Here is a 14,609-nt window from a genome sequence, read left to right as displayed (position 1 = left end):
CACTTTTCCTCCCCTCCGCCACCCGGACCGCCGGGACCTTCACCACGGGGCCGAACCAGCCGGCCCCGCGGGCCTGACATGGCGGCCCGGCCCGGGCCGACCCCGGGTTCATCGGCGGTGGCCGGAGAGGAATGGCGCGAACTGTTCGACGCCAACCCGGCCCCGATGCTGATCCAGCGACAGGGCGACACCCGCCTGCTGCGGGTGAACCAGGCCCTGGAGACCCTGCTGGGCTACGGCGCCGAACAGATCCTGCGGCTGACCGTGCTGGACCTGGTGCCGCCCGCCGAGCGGGAACGGCTGCAGCTGCGCCTGACCGGGCTGGACGGCCTCATGGGCACCGGCGAGTGGACCTTTCTCCACCGGGAGGGACGGACCGTGCGGGTGCGGGTGCAGTCGCGGGCCATCACCTACCAGGGCCTGGCCTGCCGCCTGGCGGTGTTCACCGACCTGGCCGCCCACGACCGCATGCAACAGCGCGAGCGCGACCGGCTGAACCTGCTCGAACACCTGGTGGCCGGGGCGCCCCAGGCCGAGCTGCTGGAACGGCTGTGCCGCGATTACGAGCAGATGTTCCCGGGCAGCCTGTGCTCGGTGCTGCTGCTCGACGAGGACGGCCTGCACATCCACCCGGCGGCGGGCCCCCAGCTGCCGGCGTTCTACACCCAGGCGCTGGACGGCCTGGCCATCGGCCCGACGATCGGCTCCTGCGGCGCCGCGATGGCGCTGGGCCGGCGCGTGGTGGTGGAGGACATCGCCACCCATCCCAATTGGACCGCCTACCGGGACCTGGCCGCCCAGGCCAGCCTGGCGGCCTGCTGGTCCGAGCCCATCCCCGGCCCGGGCGGCCGCATCCTCGGCTCGTTCGCGATCTACCACCGCCGGCCCGCGCTGCCCACGCCGGAGGAACTCGAGCACATGCAGTTCTCGGTGCAGCTGGCCTCCACCGCGATCACGCACCAGCGCACCGTGGGCCAGATGCAGCAGAGCGAGCGCCGGCTCAGCGCCATTCTGGAAGCCATCCCGGACCTGGTCTGGCTGACCGACACCGAGGGCCGCTACCTGGCCTGCAATGCCTCGTTCGAGCGCTTCGTCGGTCAGCTGCGGGCCGACCTGCTGCGGCAGGACCGGCTCTGCGCCGTTGACGCCGACACCGCCCGGGCCCTGGTCAGCGGCCATGCCCAGGTGCTGCTGCACGGCAAGGCCATCACCACCGAGCAATGGCTGCACCCGGCCGGCCAGCCCGGCCGCCAGCTGTTCGCCACCATCAAGTCCCCACTGTTCGACGCCCAGGGCCGGGTGGTCGGTGTGCTGGGCGTGGCGCGCGACATCACGCTGATCAAGCAGGGCGCCCGCGCAGTGGCCGAGCAGGAACGGCTGATCGACACCATGTTCGGCCAGACCACCGACGCGATCGCGCTGATCGATCCGGTCACGCTGGGCTTCGTCACCTTCAACCCGGCCGCCTGGCAGGGCCTGGGCTACAGCCGCGCGCGCTTCGCCGAGCTGCGGGTGACCGACATCCAGCCGCTGATGGACGAGGCCGAGATCCGCCGCGTGCTGGCCCGCGTGCTGGCCGGCGAAACCCTGAGCCTGGACACCGAGCACCGCGACCAGGCGGGGCGCCACCAGCAGATCGACCTGAAGCTGCGCCAGCTGACCTATGCCGGCCGTGCGCTGGTGTCGGCCGTCTGGCGCGACGTCACCGAAAGCCGCCAGCGCGAGGCCCGCATCCAGCGCCTGAACCAGGCCTATGCGGTGCTGAGCGGGGCCAACGAGGCCATCGCCCGCATCCGCGATCAGGAATCGCTGTTCGCCGAGGTCTGCCGCATCGCCGTCGAGACCGGCGGCTTCCGCATGGCCTGGGTGGGCCTGCCCGATGCGCGCGGAGAGGCCATCCTCCCCCGTGTCCACGCGGGCATGACCGAAGGCTACCTCGACGAGATGCGGTTGCCCCTGACGGAGCCGCTGGGGCCCACCGCCCGGGCCTTCGTCTCCGGGCAGCCCCAGGTGGTCCACGACATCGCCACCGCACCGGAAGTGGCTCCTTGGCGGGAGCGGGCCCTGACGCGCGGCTTCCGGGCCTCGGCCTCCCTGCCCATCCCGGTGGGCGGCCGGCCGGGCGCGGTGCTGAACGTCTATGCCGGTCAGGCCGACCACTTCGACGACGACCAGGTGGCCCTGCTGACCCGGCTGGCCCAGGACATCGGCTTCGCGCTGGAATTCGCCGCGGCCGAGGCCGCGCGCCGCAAGGAGCTGCGCCTGCGCGGCCAGCTGCTCGACTCGATCTCCAACCCCTTCTTCGCGCTGGACCGCCAGATGCAGCCCGTGCTGTGGAACCTGCGCCTGGAGGAGGTCACCGGCTACAGCGCCGAGGAGGTCCGGCAGCGCCAGGCCCTCGACTTCTTCGAGGGCGAGGACCGGGAGCTGATCGCCCGCCGGCTGGCCGTGGTGCTGCGCGAGGGCGAGGCCAGCGCCGAGGCCCATCTGGTCAGCAAGAACGGCGAGCGCACCCCCTACCTGTTCGTCGCCCGCCTGATCCAGAGTGAACACGGGCCGCTGATCGTCGGTACCGGCACCGACATCCGCGAGCGCGTGCAGTCCGAACAGGAGCTGCAGCGCTACCGCCAGCACCTGGAAGAGCTGGTGGCCAGCCGCACCACCGAGCTGGCCGGCGTGAATGCCCGGCTGCACCGCGAGGACCGGCGCCTGCGCGCCATGCTTAGTCTGAGCGAGCAGGCCAGCCAGCTGGACGAAACCCTGCTGCTGCACGAGGGCAGCCGCGACGTGGCGCGGCTGAGCGACAGTGCCGGCGCCTTCGTGCAGCTGCTGGCCGGCCCCGAGCAAGCAGCGGCCGAGCGCCTCTGGAGCCCCGGCACGCCGCCCGCGCTGCGCGAGGCCCTGGCCGGCTGGGCCGACGACGCCCAGGCCCGGGTGCTGGCGGCCGACCAGCCCCTGGTGCTGGAACTGACCGACCCGGCGGTGCAGGCGGCCGCCGGCGGCAGCGCCGTGCAGCGCCTGGCCCTGGTGCCGGTGGACGATGCCGGGCAGCCCTGTTTGCTGCTGGGCGTGGCCGACAAGCCGCAGCCCTACGACGAGACCGACCTGCGCGAGATGGCGCTGTTCGGCGGCGACCTGTGGCGCATCCTGCGGCGCCGGCGCATGGAGACGGCCCTGGCCCTGGCCAAGCAGCAGGCCGAGGCGGCCAACCAGGCCAAGAGCGCCTTCCTGGCCAACATGAGCCATGAGATCCGCACGCCGATGAACGCCATCATCGGCTTCTCGCAGCTGCTGCAGCAGGACCCGCTGACCCCGCGCCAGCAGGACCAGCTGACCAAGATCGCCGAGGCCGGCGAGCACCTGCTGCAGGTCATCAACGACGTGCTGGACTTCTCCAAGATCGAGGCGGCCAAGCTCGCGCTGGACGAATCCACGTTCTCGCTGCGGGCCAGCATCGAGCGGGTGCACGCCATGCTGAACGACCGGGCCCAGGCCAAGGACCTGGCGGTGATGCTGGACATCGCCCCGGACTGCCCGGCGCTGGTGCGCGGCGACCGGCTGCGGCTGGAGCAGATCCTGCTCAACCTGCTGAGCAACGCCATCAAGTTCACACCGCGCGGCCGCATCGACCTGCGGGTGCGGCGCCAGCCCGGCGACGCCCGCCGGGTGCGGCTGCGCTTCGAGGTGGAGGACACCGGCATCGGCATGCAGGCCGAGCAGATGGACCACCTGTTCGAGGCCTTCGAACAGGCCGATGCCTCGACCACCCGCCGTTTCGGCGGCACCGGGCTGGGGCTGGCCATCAGCAAGCGGCTGGCGCTGCTGATGGGCGGTGACATCGGCGCCCACAGCCGGTTCGGCGCCGGCAGCCTGTTCTGGGTCGAGCTGCCCTTCACCGCGGTCGCGCAGGCGCCGGTGCCCACCGTGGCCCCCGGCCCGGCGCCACAGCCCGTCTCGCTCACGGGCGCACGGGTGCTGCTGGTGGAGGACAACCCGACCAACCAGGAAGTGGCCAGCATGCTGCTGCACAGCCTGGGGCTGGAGGTCACGCTGGCCGCCAACGGCCAGGAGGCCGTTCAGGCGGTGGATGCCCGGCCCTTCGACCTGGTGCTGATGGACGTGCAGATGCCTATCATGGACGGGCTGCGCGCCACCGCGGAGATCCGGCGCCGTCACCCCGATGGCCAGCTGCCGGTGATCGCGATGACCGCCAATGCCTTCGAGGAGGACCGCACGGCCTGCCTGGCGGCAGGCATGAACGACTACCTGTCCAAGCCCGTCGCCCCCGACGCCCTGCGGCGCTGCCTGAGCCACTGGCTGGGCCTGCGCCATGGCCCCCCCTCTCCTGTGCAGCCATGACCTTGCCCCTGCGTCCCGACCGCCCCTGGCGTGTGCTGGTGGTGGAAGATCATCCCGTCAACCGGGTGGTGGCCCAGTCGATGCTGGCCCACCTGGGCGTGGACTGCGCCCTGGCCGAAGACGGCCAGGAAGCGGTGACCCTGGCCCTGCCGGGCGGCTTCGACCTGATCCTGATGGACCAGCACCTGCCGGTGCTGGACGGCCTGGCCGCGACACAGGCCCTGCAGCGTGGCTGGGCCGCGGCCGGCCAGGCCCCCGTGCCGGTGGTGGCCATGACCGCCGGCGACGAGGCCCTGGACGGTGTGCTGTGCCGGGCCGCCGGCATGACCGGTTTCCTGGCCAAGCCCTTCACACTGGAAGCCCTGGCGGCCTGCCTGGCGCAGCACCTGGCCCCGCCCGTCGTCGACGGCGGGTGACCGCTCAGGCGCCGGCCGGGGTGCTGGCGGCCAGCCGGGCCAGCGCCGCCGCCGGCACCCGCGCCCACAGCGTCGTGCCCTGGCCGGGCGCAGAGCGCAAGGTCAGCGTGCCGTCGATCGATTCCAGCCGCTCGCGCATGTTGCGCAGGCCGATGCCGCGCCGCGGGTCCTGCTGCACCGCGTCCAGGTCGAAGCCCCGGCCATCGTCGCGGATCTCCAGGCAGACGCCGCCGGCCTGGGCGTCCAGGGTCAGGCTCACCCGCCGCGCCTGGGCATGCTTGCCGATGTTGGCCAGCGCCTCCTGCGCGACGCGAAACAGCACGGTGCCGGCCTCGTCGGGCAGAGCGGGTTCGGGCTCGTCGAGCTGCAGCCGCACCTGGGCCGGGCCATGCTCGCCGAACTCATGGCCCAGCCAGGCCAGCGCCGCCGGCAGGCCCAGCGTGTCCAGCATGGCCGGGCGCAAGCGGTGCGACAGGTCGCGCACCTCGCCCAGCGCGTCGTTGAGCCGCTCCAGCGCCTTGCCCAGGGCCGGTGGCGGCGGGGTGCCGGCCCGCTCCAGCGCGTCCACCGCCGACTCCACCATCAGCTTGGCCGAGACCAGGGTCTGGCTGGTGCCGTCGTGCAGCTCGCGCGCCAGGTGGGCCCGCTCGCTCTCCTGCGAACGCACCACCTGCCGGGCCAGCAGGCCCAGCTTGGCATCGGCCACCCGGTGCTCGCTGAGGTTCAGCCACAGCCCGCTGGCGCTCAGCAGCCCCAACCCGGCCATGGCGATGCCGGTGATCCACAGCAGCGTGGTGGTGATGTGCCGGCTGACCTGGCCGTCCAAGGCCGTCAGCGTGGTCTGGATGTCGTCCAGGTACAGCCCCGTGCCGATCATCCAGTTCCAATCCGGCAGGGCCACCACATAGCCCAGCTTGGGCACCATCTGGCCGCTGGAGGGCTTGTGCCAGGGATAGGTGACGAAACCGCCGCCGGCGCGGGCCTGGGCGATGAGCTGCTGGATCGTCGGCTGGCCGTGCGGATCCCGCAGGCCCCAGAGGTTGCGGCCCAGCAGCTCGGGCTGGCGCGAGTGCATCAGCACCCGGCCCTGCAGGTTGTAGACGAAGAAGTAGCCGTCGCTGCCGTAGTCCAGGCTGGCCAGCAGGCGCAGCGCCTCGGCCTGGGCCTGGGGGTCCTGGTGACGGCGCTCGTAGAGCGGGCGGATGGTGCTGACCGCCAGGTCCACGTAGTGCTTGAGCTCCGACTGGCGGGCGGCCATGTAGGCCTGCTGCACCAGGGCCTGCTCGCGCTGGGCCAGCGCCCGCTCCTGGTGGTGCACGGCAGCCGCGATCAGGGCCACCGACAGCAGCAGCGGCACGGCGGCCAGCAGGACGAGCTTGAGGCGAAGGCGCATGCCGCGATTGTCCCCGCGGCCGCGCGACCGGGTCCGATCAGCAGCAGCGGCCGGTGCGGGCGCCGTAGCGGGCCTGCTGGCGCTCGCGGAAGAAATCCTCGTAGCGCATCGGGGCCTGGTCCGGGTGGGTGGCCGCCATGTGCTTGAGGTAGGTGCCATAGTCCGGCACGCCCACCATCAGCCGGAAGGACTGGGCCAGGTAGCGGCCCGCCTGGCCGAGGTCCTGACCCAGCGCCCGGGCCCGTTCCCCGGCCGGCCCGGGGCCCAGCAGACCGCCGAGCAGGCCGGTGCTCACCGCGCGGCCTCCGGCAGGGCGACGAAGGGCGTCTCCTGCACGGTGGGGCGCTGGCTGGCGCGGGCTTCCTGGATGGCCTTGACGGTGTAGACCAGCACGCTCAGCACGACGAACATGAACAGCGCGCACAGCGCGGCATCCAGCCGGTCGTTGAAGAGCACGCGGGCCATGGCCTCGGGCGACTTGGCCGGGGCCAGCAGCTGGCCGCTGGCCAGCGCGTCGGCGTACTTCTGCGCATGGGCCAGAAAGCCGACCTTCGGGTTGGCCGAGAAGATCTTCTGCCAGCCGGCCACCATCGTGCAGGCCAGCAGCCAGATGGCGGGCACCACCGTGGTCCAGGCGTAGCGGCCCTTCTTCATCTTGAACAGCACCACGGTGCCCAGCAGCAGGGCCACGGCGGCCAGCATCTGGTTGGCGATGCCGAACAGCGGCCACAGGGTGTTGATGCCGCCCAGCGGATCGACCACGCCCTGGTAGAGGAAGTAGCCCCAGGTGGCCACGCACAGGCCGGTGGCCAGCAGGTTGGCGGTCCAGCTGTCGGTGCGCTTCAAGGCCGGCACGAAGGTGCCCAGCAGGTCCTGCAGCATGAAGCGGCCGGCGCGGGTGCCCGCGTCGACGGCGGTCAGGATGAACAGCGCCTCGAACAGGATCGCGAAGTGGTACCAGAAGGCCATCATGGCCTTGCCGCCGATCACCTGGTGCAGGATCTGCGCCATGCCCACGGCCAGCGTGGGCGCGCCACCGGCACGCGCCAGGATGGTGTGTTCACCCACGTCCTGGGCGGTCTGCACCAGCACGTCGGGGGTGACCACGAAGCCCCAGGAGGAGATGGTCTGGGCCACGGCCTCGGGCGTGGTGCCGACCAGCGCGGCCGGCGCGTTCATCGCGAAGTAGACGCCCGGGTCGATCACCGAGGCAGCGGCCAGGGCCATCACCGCGACGAAGGATTCGGCCAGCATGCCGCCGTAGCCGATGAAGCGGGCGTGGCTCTCGTTCTCCAGCATCTTGGGCGTGGTGCCCGAGGAGATCAGCGCATGGAAGCCCGACACCGCGCCGCAGGCGATGGTGATGAACAGGAAGGGGAACAGGTCACCCGACCAGACCGGGCCGTTGCCCCCCGCGAACTGGGTCAGGGCCGGCATCTTCAATGCCGGCGCGACGAACACGATGCCGATGGCCAGCGCGACGATGGTGCCGATCTTCAGAAAGGTGGACAGGTAGTCGCGCGGGGCCAGCAGCAGCCACACCGGCAGCACCGAGGCGATGAAGCCGTAGCCGATCAGCATCCAGGTCAGGGCCTTGCCATCGAAGGTGAACAGCGGGCCCCAGGTCGGGCTGTCGTGCACGGCCTGGCCGCCCAGGATGGCCAGCATCAGCAGCACGAAGCCGATGACGGAGACCTCGCCGATGCGGCCTGGGCGGAGGTAGCGCACATACAGGCCCATGAACAGCGCCACCGGGATGGTGGCCGCCACCGTGAAGGTGCCCCAGGGCGAACCGGCCAGGGCCTTCACGACGATCAGGGCCAGCACAGCCAGGATGATGATCATGATCAGGAAGGCGCCGAACAGCGCGATCACGCCCGGCACGTTGCCCATCTCCTGCTTGACCAGGTCGCCCAGCGAGCGGCCGTCGCGGCGGGTGGAGATGAACAGCACGATGAAGTCCTGCACCGCACCGGCGAAGACCACGCCGGCCAGGATCCACAGCAGGCCGGGCAGGTAGCCCATCTGCGCGGCCAGCACCGGGCCCACCAGCGGGCCGGCGCCGGCGATGGCGGCGAAGTGGTGGCCGTAGAGCACGAACTTGTTGGTCGGCACGTAGTCCAGCCCGTCGTTGTGGGCCCAGGCCGGCGTCTGCCGGCGCGGGTCCAGGCCGAAGACCTTGTCGGCCAGGAACAGGCTGTAGTAGCGGTAGGCGATCAGGTAGGTGCAGACGGCGGCCACCACGATCCACAGGGCGCTGACGGCCTCACCACGGGCCAGAGCGACCGTGGCGAGCCCGAAGGCGCCGAGGAGGGCGACCAGCAGCCACGGCAGGTGGCGGCGCAGGCTGGACATGTTGAAGAACTCCGAGAGAGAAGCGAAGGGCACCGGTGGGGGCCGGAACCCAGGGGGGCTTCAGTCTGCGCGTGGGGGCGGGGCCCCGCTACCGTCGGATCACGCGGCGCACCGCGCGTGCCCACCTAATGGACGACCCTTAGTGGTTTTCCCTAGGCGACGGATTCGTCACCACCGCCGCCCTGCAGCCGCACATGTTCGATGGCATAGCGGATCAGGTCGGCCTGGGTGTCGAGCATCAGCTTGCGCTTGATGCTCTGCCGGTGGGCGTCGACGGTCCGGGCGCTGAGGTCCAGCGCCAGCGCCATCTGCTTGCTCGACAGGCCGCGCGCCAGGGCGGCCAGGATCTGGCTTTCGCGCGGGGAGAGCACCGGCCGGGGCGTCTGGTTGCGGAACAGCCGGCGCGACACCGCCGGGCTCAGGAACACGCCGCCCTCGGCCACGGTGCGGATGGCGCTGACGATCTCGCTGGCCGGGGCGTCCTTGAGCACATAGCCGCTGGCCCCGGCCTGCAGGGCCCGCTGCACGTACTCGGGGTTGTCGTACATGCTCAGCATCAGCACCCGCAGGCCCGGGTGATCGGCCAGCAGCCGGCCGGCCAGCGCGATGCCGTTGAGCTCGCGCATGCCCACGTCCATCAGCACCAGCGTGGGCCGGCAGCGCAGGGCCTCGGCCTGGGCCGTGTCGGCATCGCCGGCCTCGCCCACCACCTCGATGCCCTCCAGCGGCGAAAGCCGCGCACGCAGGCCATCGCGCACCAGCGGGTGGTCGTCGACAAGCAGCAGGCGGATGGCGGCGGCCTCAGGCATGGGGGGGGATGGTGCCACGGGCCTCGGAGGGGGACCGTCCGGTCCAGCGGCGGAAGGCGCGGCGGAAGGCCCGCACATCGGCAAAACCCAGCTGGTCGGCCACCTGGGTCAGGCTCAGCGCCGGGTTGCGGATCAACTCCTCGGCCCGGGCATGCCGCACCCGGTCGAGCAGGATGTCGTAGCACAGCCCCAGCTCGGCCAGCTTGCGGCGCAGGCTGCGCTCGCTCATGTTGAGGTCCGCCGCCAGGGCCGCGGGCGAGGGCGGCCGGGGCATGCCCTGGCGCAGGGCCCGGTCCACCGCCTGGACCAGCGGCGGCAGGCGAACCTGTTCACGGGCCATGCGCTCCAGCATGTCCTGCGCCAGATGCCAGGTGCTGGGATGGGCGGTGGGCAGCGGCCGGTCCAGCCAGGCCTGGCTGGTGAGCATGCGGTTGCGCGGCGCGTCGAACTGAACCGGGCAGCGGAAGAAGGTCTCGTAGCGCCGGACCTCGCCCTCCGGCGGATGCACCAGCTCCACCCGCTGCGGCGCATAGTCCTCGCCGACGATGCGTCGGCGCAGCGCCACCATCGCGGCGAACAGGTTGTCGGCCAGGAAGGACATCAGGTCCGCCGCGCCGGGCAGGGGCTCGGCCCGCAGGTCCTGGCCCGGGCCAGGACCGCAGTGCAGCGAGATGAGAAAGCCCGCCGACCAGGGGTAGCGCAGGGTCAGGGCCAGCGCATCGCCCAGCGTGGGGCTGGCCTGCAGGCCCATGGCCAGAACCCCCAGCTTGCTGAAGTTGATGCGCTGGCCGCACTCCAGCCCCAGTTGTGGCGGCGGCCCCAGCACGGCCAGCATCTGCCGCACCAGCTCCAGCCCCAGGGCCGAGTCGATCAGGTAGCCCGGCCGCTCCAGGTCCTCGGGCTTCAGCCCCAGGCGCTCCAACGGAGCGGTCAGTGACACCCCGCGCTCCTGCCCGCAGGCCAGCAACTGCCACACCACCACCGGCACGTGACCCGCCACCCACAGGGGCGCTGTCGGCGGGGGCACCACCCCCGGTATCTCCTTGTTTTGAGTTTTCGCTGACACGACGCACGACCTTTGCTGACGGCCAATTATCGGGTTGCCCTGAATCGCACGGGGATTGGCCATGCAGGCCCCGTGATTGGCCGCCAAAGTCCTCCTCTGTGTCACAGCGTTACCGAAACCCAAAGCTCAAGGAGATCACTTTCATGAGCACCGCGATTTCGCACATCCGCCCCGAATGGCACGGGGTGCTGGCACTGGGCGCTGTGGGCGCGGCAGGGGCCGTGCTGGTGTCGGGAGCCTCCGCCGCCGGCTGGGCGCTGGGCGCGCTGCTGGTGGGCCTGAGCGGCCTGCTGGTCTGGCGCCTGCAAGCGCACACGGGCCGCAGCGGTCTGCCCGAGGAGTGGAAGGCCTACCTGGCCAGCGAGCAGGTGTTCTGCGAACAGGTCAGCCCGGTCTGGTCCGGCCAGATCGAAAGCTCGCGCCAGCAGATGGAACAGGCCATCGCCAGCCTGAGCGAGCGCTTTGGCGCCATCGCCTCGCAGCTGGATGTCACGCTGGCCCAGGGCGCGGGCCAGGACCACGCGGATGCGCCGGCCGTGCGGGCCCGCAGCGAAGCACGGCTGAACGAGGTGCTGCAGGCCCTGCATGGCGCGCAGGCCAGCAACCAGCGCACGCTGGACCGGGTGCAGGGGCTCAATGGCTTCGTCGCCGAGCTCAAGGACATGGCCGAAGCGGTGGCCAAGATCGCGCAGCAGACCAATCTGCTGGCCATCAACGCCGCGATCGAGGCCGCCCATGCCGGCCCGATGGGCCGCGGCTTCGCCACCGTGGCGGCCGAGGTCCGCGCGCTGTCCCAGCGCTCCGGCGAGACCGGCGCCCACATCGCCGAGAAGGTGCGGGTGATCAACCAGGGCATTGCCGAAGCCCGGGCCGCCGCCGAAGCCTCGGCCCAGCACGAGGCCGAGGCCATGCGCTCCTCCGAAGCCGCGATCCAGGGCGTGCTGCACGAATTCGGCACGCTGACCGAGGGCCTCAGCCAGGCCGCCGAGCAACTGCGCGAGAGCAGCACCCGCATCAAGGGCGAGGTCTACGAGTCGCTGGTGCAGCTGCAGTTCCAGGACCGGGTGGGGCAGATCCTCAGCCATGTGCGCGACAACGTGCAGCGCCTGCCCGAGGTGGTGCTGGCCCACCAGCAGCGCATCGAGCAGGACGGCCGGCCACACCCGCTGGACGCTGGCCCGCTGCTGGCCGAGCTGGCCCAGACCTATGCGATGGCCGACGAGCGCGCGGTGCACACCGGCGCGCCGGCCCAGCCGACGGCGGCTGCGGCCGCGGCCGACACCGACATCACTTTCTTCTGAGACCCCCGAGGACTGCCATGAGCAAGACCATTCTCATCGTCGACGACTCCGCCTCCGTGCGACAGGTGGTGGGCATTGCGCTGAAAGGCGCCGGCTACACCGTGATCGAGGGCAGCGATGGCCAGGATGCGCTGGGCAAGCTCACCGGCCAGAAGGTGCACCTGATCATCAGCGACGTGAACATGCCGCGCATGGACGGCATCAGCTTCCTGAAGGCGGTCAAGGCCCTGCCGGCCTACAAGTTCACGCCGGTCATCATGCTGACCACCGAGAACCAGGAAGCCAAGAAGCGCGAGGGCCAGATGGCCGGCGCCAAGGCCTGGGTGGTCAAGCCCTTCCAGCCGCCACAGCTGCTGGCCGCGGTCGAAAAGCTGGTCCTGCCTTGACCCGGGGAGCCACGCGATGAGCACCCCACACGCCCTGCGCCTGGACGGCGAGCTGACCATCTACCGCGCCCAGGAACTGCGCCAGACCCTGCTGGAGGCCCTCGCCCAGCCAGGCGACCTGCAGCTGGACCTGAGCGAGGTCAGCGAGCTCGACAGCAGCGCCGTGCAGCTGCTGCTGGCCACCCGGCTGGACGCCCTGGCCGCCGGCAAGCAGTTCGCCATTCCCGCGGCCAGCGAGCCCGTCCGACAGGTCCTGGACCTGATGGGCCTGGACGCCCTGCTGCACTAGCCGCCCCCGCGACGCCTGGAGACCTGCGATGAGCACCTTGGACATGGATCAGGCCCTGCCGACCTTTCTGGCCGAGAGCCGCGAACTGTTGGAAGAAATGGAAGGCGCGCTGCTGAGCGTGCTGGACAGCGAGGAACGCCAGGAGCTGGTGAACGCCATCTTCCGCGCCGCCCACACGATCAAGGGCTCGGCCGGCCTGTTCGGGCTGGACGGCGTGGTGCGCTTCACCCATGTGCTGGAGAGCGTGCTGGACCGGGTGCGCGACGGTGACCTGGCGCTGGACCCGGCGCTGGTCAGCCTGCTGCTGGAAGCGCGCGACCACATGAGCCTGCAGGTCGATGCGATCGGCCGCGGCGAGGATGCCGGCGAAGCCGCCTGGGGCGAACGCAACGCCCCGCTGCTGGCCCGGCTGCAGCAGCACCTGGGCAACACGCCGGCCAGCGCGGGTCCGCTGGCCCCGGCGGCGGCCCCGGCCACCGGCACCACGGGCGGCCCGGACCACTGGCACCTGTCGCTGCGCTTCGGCCCCGAGGTGCTGCGCAACGGCATGGACCCGCTGTCCTTCATCCGCTACCTGGGCAAGCTGGGCACGCTGACCGGCGTGGTCACGGTCGAGGACCGCCTGCCCGGCCTGTCCGCGCTGGACCCGGAGGCCTGCTACCTGGGCTTCGAGATCGGGCTGGACAGCTGCGCCGACAAGGCCACCATCGAGAGCACCTTCGAGTTCGTGCTGGACGACGCGGAGGTGCGCATCGTGCCGCCGCGCAGCAAGGTCTCCGAGTACTTCGATCTCATCCAGCACGCCGGCGAAGAGCCGCCCCGCCTGGGCGAGATCCTGGTGCGCTGCGGCTCGCTGACCGAGCATGAACTGGCCCAGGCCCTGGCCCAGCAACAGGTCACGCCCGCCGCGCCGCTGGGTGAGATCCTGGTCGAGCAGGGCGCGGTGCTGCCCGCCCTGGTCGATGCGGCGCTCTCGCGCCAGCAGCAGGTCAAGGAGGCCCATGCCAGCCATGCCGGCAGTGCCACCGGCGGCACCATCCGGGTCGACGCGCAAAAGCTCGACCACCTGATCAACCTGGTGGGCGAGATGATCACCGCGGCCGCCGGCGCCAGCCTGGCCGCGCGCCGCAGCGGCGACGGCGCCAGCATCGAGGCCACCTCGCTGCTGGCGGGCCTGGTCGAGGACATGCGCGACAGCGCGCTGCAGCTGCGCATGGTGAAGATCGGCGCCACCTTCAGCCGCTTCCGCCGCGTGGTGCACGACGTGGCGCAGGAGCTGGGCAAGGACATCGCGCTGGTCATCCATGGCGAGGACACCGAGCTGGACAAGACGGTGGTCGAGAGGATCGCCGATCCGCTGACCCACCTGGTGCGCAACGCGATGGACCACGGCATCGAGACGGCCGAGGTGCGCGCCGAGCGCGGCAAGCCGGCCCAGGGCACGCTCACGCTGAACGCCTTCCATGACTCCGGCAGCATCGTGATCGAGGTCAGCGACGACGGCGGCGGCCTGAACCGGGAACGCATCCTGGCCAAGGGCCTGGAGCGCGGCCTGGTCGAGCCCGGCCAGTCACTCAGCGACAGCCAGATCTACAACCTGATCTTCGAGCCCGGCTTCTCCACCGCCGAGAAGATCACCGACCTGTCCGGCCGCGGCGTCGGCATGGATGTGGTCAAGCGCAACATCATGGCGCTGCGCGGCTCGGTCGACATCGGCAGCCAGCCCGGCCACGGCGCCACCGTGACGGTGCGCCTGCCACTGACCCTGGCCATCATCAACGGCTTCCAGGTCGCCGTCGGCAACGCGGTGTTCGTGCTGCCGCTGGAGATGGTCGAGGAATGCGTGGCCTTCAGCGCCGAGCCCGACCGCGACTACACCAACCTGCGCGGCCAGGTGCTGCCCTTCCTGCGGCTGCGCGAGCTGTTCGAGCTGCCCGGCCAGCCCGGCCCGCGCGAGAACATCGTCGTGCTGCGCCACGGCAACCAGCGCATGGGCCTGATCGTCGACCGCCTGCTGGGCGAGGCCCAGACCGTGATCAAGCCGCTCAGCAAGGTCTTTGCCCGGGTGCAGGGCCTGGCGGGCTCCAGCATCCTGGGCAACGGCGAGGTCGCGTTGATCCTCGATGTGCCCTCGCTGATGGCCCGCGTCCTGCACCACACCGAGCCATCCACCCCCATCCCCTGAACCGCCCCCAGCGCTCAGGTCCCCTCCGTCATTCATCTGTCTTCACTGGG

The 14,609-nt window shown here is 71.3% G+C and carries 11 protein-coding genes; 6 read left to right on the top strand and 5 right to left on the bottom strand.

All coding sequences use genetic code 11. The features are described from left to right. Window positions 1-78: 78 nt before the first annotated feature. Together KGA65_RS21115 and KGA65_RS18320 are read left to right on the top strand one after the other, a co-directional pair. Window positions 79-4,359, top strand: a complete 4,281-nt coding sequence (locus tag KGA65_RS21115) for a PAS domain S-box protein (RefSeq protein WP_310740987.1) — start codon at window positions 79-81, stop codon at window positions 4,357-4,359. Then, on the top strand, window positions 4,356-4,775 hold the full coding sequence (locus tag KGA65_RS18320; RefSeq protein WP_225864560.1) for a response regulator: 420 nt from the start codon (window positions 4,356-4,358) through the stop codon (window positions 4,773-4,775). The genes KGA65_RS21115 and KGA65_RS18320 overlap by 4 nt, the downstream gene beginning before the upstream one ends. A gap of 4 nt (window positions 4,776-4,779) precedes the next feature. Here KGA65_RS18320 and KGA65_RS18315 read toward each other — a convergent pair whose 3' ends face one another. From KGA65_RS18315 to KGA65_RS18295, 5 genes are all read right to left on the bottom strand, one after another. Beyond that, the gene (locus KGA65_RS18315; RefSeq protein ID WP_225864559.1) at window positions 4,780-6,168 is read right to left on the bottom strand and encodes a cache domain-containing protein; all 1,389 of its coding nucleotides are present in this window, start codon (window positions 6,166-6,168) and stop codon (window positions 4,780-4,782) included. 37 nt (window positions 6,169-6,205) lie between these two features. Continuing rightward, complete coding sequence (locus tag KGA65_RS18310; protein WP_375142654.1) at window positions 6,206-6,346, bottom strand: YbdD/YjiX family protein; 141 nt, start codon at window positions 6,344-6,346, stop codon at window positions 6,206-6,208. A 113-nt stretch (window positions 6,347-6,459) separates the two neighbouring features. Beyond that, complete coding sequence (locus tag KGA65_RS18305) at window positions 6,460-8,523, bottom strand: carbon starvation CstA family protein (protein ID WP_225864558.1); 2,064 nt, start codon at window positions 8,521-8,523, stop codon at window positions 6,460-6,462. 152 nt (window positions 8,524-8,675) lie between these two features. Next, window positions 8,676-9,332 carry a response regulator transcription factor gene (locus KGA65_RS18300; protein ID WP_225864557.1) on the bottom strand — a complete coding sequence of 219 codons (657 nt, stop codon included), beginning with the start codon at window positions 9,330-9,332 and terminating at the stop codon, window positions 8,676-8,678. Next, window positions 9,325-10,359: an AraC family transcriptional regulator gene (locus KGA65_RS18295; RefSeq protein WP_225864556.1), complete on the bottom strand. Its 1,035-nt coding sequence runs from the start codon at window positions 10,357-10,359 to the stop codon at window positions 9,325-9,327. Before KGA65_RS18295 ends, KGA65_RS18300 begins: the two co-directional genes overlap by 8 nt. Before the next feature lie 182 nt (window positions 10,360-10,541). Here KGA65_RS18295 and KGA65_RS18290 point away from each other — a divergent pair, with 182 nt between their 5' ends. The 4 genes from KGA65_RS18290 to KGA65_RS18275 are packed head-to-tail and all read left to right on the top strand — an operon-like array spanning window position 10,542 to window position 14,559. Then, window positions 10,542-11,699: a methyl-accepting chemotaxis protein gene (locus KGA65_RS18290; protein WP_225864555.1), complete on the top strand. Its 1,158-nt coding sequence runs from the start codon at window positions 10,542-10,544 to the stop codon at window positions 11,697-11,699. A 17-nt stretch (window positions 11,700-11,716) separates the two neighbouring features. Next, entirely contained in the window at window positions 11,717-12,085 is a 369-nt protein-coding gene (locus KGA65_RS18285) for a response regulator (RefSeq protein ID WP_225864554.1), read from the top strand. Between the two features lie 16 nt (window positions 12,086-12,101). Then, window positions 12,102-12,374, top strand: coding sequence for an STAS domain-containing protein (locus tag KGA65_RS18280; protein WP_225864553.1), 273 nt, complete (start codon window positions 12,102-12,104; stop codon window positions 12,372-12,374). Between the two features lie 37 nt (window positions 12,375-12,411). Beyond that, window positions 12,412-14,559: a chemotaxis protein CheA gene (locus tag KGA65_RS18275; protein ID WP_225864641.1), complete on the top strand. Its 2,148-nt coding sequence runs from the start codon at window positions 12,412-12,414 to the stop codon at window positions 14,557-14,559. The last annotated feature ends 50 nt before the right edge of the window (window positions 14,560-14,609 follow it).

The sequence above is a fragment of the Ideonella benzenivorans genome, from assembly GCF_020387415.1.
Taxonomy (GTDB): Bacteria; Pseudomonadota; Gammaproteobacteria; order Burkholderiales; family Burkholderiaceae_C; genus Ideonella; species Ideonella benzenivorans.
The sequence above is the reverse complement of the archived record's forward strand: the minus strand, read 5'-3'. Positions and strand labels throughout refer to the sequence as shown.